The sequence below is a fragment of the Chromobacterium alticapitis genome (assembly GCF_002924365.1).
In the GTDB taxonomy this organism is placed as follows: Bacteria; Pseudomonadota; Gammaproteobacteria; order Burkholderiales; family Chromobacteriaceae; genus Chromobacterium; species Chromobacterium alticapitis.
This window is the reverse complement of record NZ_PQWB01000003.1, coordinates 1-3,536: the sequence shown is the minus strand read 5'-3', so window position 1 is coordinate 3,536 and position 3,536 is coordinate 1. Positions and strand designations below refer to the sequence as shown.

Here is a 3,536-nt window from a genome sequence, read left to right as displayed (position 1 = left end):
GCACGGCCTTGATTTTTATCGAATTTTGCGAATAAGCCATTGAAGTCAATGGGTTGGCTTCAGTCATGAATATTCATTCCGAGTGCGGCGGCCCTGATGTACTCCCTTAGACAATTAGGTATCTCTTTAACGCCTACTTCATTCTACATATAGATTAATTATGGAACACCTCCCGATTTAATCCAATAAATCAAGTGGAATATAAAATATTTATAGAAAACAACAAAATCTATCATCCGTATAAATTAGATATGAAAATATGACCGCACACGATCCTACACCTACCAAACCTAATTACCATAACTGGGTTAAATTTTTTTGTATTTCTTTTTTTCTAGCATTCTCAGGAAGCTTTGTACTTTTCGTGATACGAAAGCGTATGAATCTGATGGAATGGAGCCTTTTCTTTGACCAACTTTATGTCCGTTGGCATATTTGGCAATTTACACTCTTAGTTCTAATTATACTTCCTTTGCTAGTAAAGCTCTGTGCTCAGGCACAAATAGAGTCCTACTGCGAGCCCAGTATTAAATCCCTCTCAAAATTGATTTTCAACTGCTTTCCACTGCTAAATAAAATAAGAGTTTACATACTCAGCAGACGCTTTGATCTATGGACTAGTGCTACGATTGGACTTTTCTGCGCTTTGGTTTTATCAAACAATCTAAACTTCGAAATATTATTTAATACCAAGCATAACAGGGAAGAACCATTCCTCGATATTAACGCTGATTACTGGACTCTATTATATGGCCTACTACTACCTCTGGGTTTGTTGATGCTGAACTTATGGGACAGTGCCATAGATAAAATAAACCAGTGCGATCCCAACAGATTAAAAAAATCTGCTGCCAATAGAGATTGTATCCAAACCGATAGTCCAATTGAAACAAACGATAGTGATCTTTTTGGATGGAAAGAGAAAGCCGAGGTTTTTTCTAAAGCTGTACTGGCTGCACCTGATGGGACAGCATTTGGTGTAGAAGCCCCATGGGGTACTGGAAAAACGTCTTTTATCAACTTGTGTGAATGGAACTGGCAAAAACCTTGCATTGTGTATCGATTCGAAATTCTAAAATACGTGGGCAGCACAAATCTAATAAAAGAATTCGTGCTAAGCCTATTCGATCAGCTTGAGAAAACCCATTACCTACCAGAATTGCGAGGAGCCATTCAAGGCTATTTAGCTGGCTTACAAGGCACACTTGAATTAAATGGAGGGCCACTGAAAATCACACTCAAAAGTCAGCCAAATTCGATTGAAGATGCACTTCAGCAAATCGCAGCCCAACTCGAACGCCGCTTACAAAAAAACATACGCATAATTGTAGTGATCGATGACCTCGACCGGGTTGCACCAGAAAATGTACGTGACTTACTTTTTGCATTACACAAATGTTTTGCTCTGCCTCGGCTTCGATATGTTCTCTGCTACGACCAGCAACAATTAGCTCACAAAGCCGAGCTGCATCGCCAGCACGGGGGCGATTTGGCAAGTCAAACACTATACGAATTTCTGGATAAATTTGTGTCAGGCAAAATTTATTTACATTCAACCTATCACGGTTTGGAAAGTCATGTAAAAAAATTATTACTAACTAAATCAAAATCCAATTTTGACACTACAAGTGTGTGGAATAGCTTTGTAGAAGAGATATTTACAGTTGGTGTTCTAGCTCTATTGAAAGAAATAGATTTTAAATACCCTAATGAAACAGGATATTCCATAAAAAGTATCAACACGATTAGATTTGAAAAAAACCATATTTACTGGAGCATGCTGGGGAACATACGTCAACTAAACTGGCTATTTAATCAAATAAACTTATGCTTGCAAAAAGGGATAGACCTCAAAAAACATGAGTTTAATGCTCGCGACCTAGTTTATCTACTTTTACTACAACAATTATTTCCTGATTTATTTCGTAGAATAAGAGCACAAGCACATTCAGGTGAATATCTATCACTCTGCAAAAAAAATGAAAATAACGAACAAGATGTTAGTGAACTTGATATATTTATCCAAACAGAACAAGAAAGATATCATGAAAACCCGTGGGCTAAAGCAGCAATTGAAGCACTGTTACGTGACCTATTTACGCAAAATAATAAATACAAAATAACTTCCAATACATCCAAATCTGATTATCGAGCGACCGATGGCTATCGATTGCCTACTTATTTCAACCTCCTCTTGCAAGAAAAAATACCTCCACTCCACTCATCCGGTGCATATTTAGTTTGGATTAAGAAAAAATGGCGAGAAGGAGATATAACCCTTGAGCATTTACTAAGTGATGACGTGTTAAAACAACACAATGACAAATCAGATGACTGGAACGATGAGAACGAATATTCATTATGGGAATTTCTATTTGAAAAATTCGAACAATATACAATACCAGAGCAAGATGTTCTTTCAATTGAATTTTTAAAATCTCTACCAAGGTTCGAGTCTCCTCCTCAGGAAAATTTCATTAAAAGTCGAGTTGATATGGCTAACATAATAGCCAGTACAACAAGGAGAGTTACATTAGAGAACAAGCAAGATCTTGCTCAATCTATAATTAACCGTATTTGGTTTCAAAGAAATTATGGGTTACTAGAGCAAAGTAATTCAATTCTATCCTTACTCGGATGGCAAGATGCGATGGTAATTTACCAGAAACTTCAAGATTCAGGACTAAATGGAATATTAAGAAATTTTATACAAAGAGAATTCTGGGAAAAATTTAATGCCGCCTATCCAAGAATGGAACCATTTGGAAAACTTAAAGAGTTAGAAATTGCATTAAAAGGAAATCGAAAAAATGACAAATTGCAACAATATTCCAACCCAAGAAGATGGCTAGTTAAGCACTGGGAAAAAATGTATTACCTCACAGCCCTTGGCCCAGATAGCGAAGCCAGAGAAAAAAATCATGAAGAGATAGAAAATTTACTCTTTAAAAAATATTGGGGAGAATCAAATCCAAATGAAGAGCAGCTATGCTGGTGGATGGATTATATTCTCTATAACACACCATTAAATGGCATCAATAATAATTATCAACTGCCGCATAAAGAATTCAATATCAAGCTTCAAAAATATGCCAATAAACATACCAGTTTAATAAAAAAGCTGCAGGAGAAACATTATCAATCAGAAAGCGAATTCAATGAATTTACTACAGCCATGAATAAGCTATGCGGTATGCCATGGCATGAATTACAAACATAATCCGCTAATAAGTTGAGCTGAGCCAAGCGAAGCCCAACGTTTACCGCGCAATACGTATTGGTTTTGTTTCCACTCCGCGGACAGATAATTAAGTGCCGGTTCCGCCCGGCTGAACGGGTCCATTTCTTTTGCCTCGCCAAAAGAAATGGACGAAAGAAAAGGCGACCCAACAGCGCTGCGAAACCCCGCCTCCAAAGCCATTTTCAAGGAGCCGCCGGAACTAGCAGGCCGTTGAAAAACCAACATCCACCCATTTGGTATAATCAAGCATCCAACGAACCACGGAAGCATCCAATGAGAGGCGTCCGCAACGACA

2 protein-coding genes are annotated in these 3,536 nt (G+C 37.7%); one reads left to right on the top strand and one right to left on the bottom strand.

What is annotated here, in order from left to right; genetic code table 11:
- The first annotated feature begins 379 nt into the window (after positions 1-379).
- Positions 380-3,220 carry a KAP family P-loop NTPase fold protein gene (locus tag C2I19_RS00240; RefSeq protein WP_158253596.1) on the top strand — a complete coding sequence of 947 codons (2,841 nt, stop codon included), beginning with the start codon at positions 380-382 and terminating at the stop codon, positions 3,218-3,220.
- On the opposite strand, the gene C2I19_RS22355 is transcribed toward C2I19_RS00240, so the two are convergent.
- Positions 3,209-3,536, bottom strand: a 328-nt coding sequence (locus C2I19_RS22355) for a hypothetical protein (protein WP_233201047.1), incomplete at its 5' end; no start/stop codon positions are given. The genes C2I19_RS00240 and C2I19_RS22355 overlap by 12 nt on opposite strands.

Bases quoted from the DNA above. Each gene is read 5' to 3' on its own strand.
- C2I19_RS00240 (WP_158253596.1), top strand. From the start codon at position 380: ATGAATCTGATGGAATGGAGCCTTTTCTTTGACCAACTTTATGTCCGT.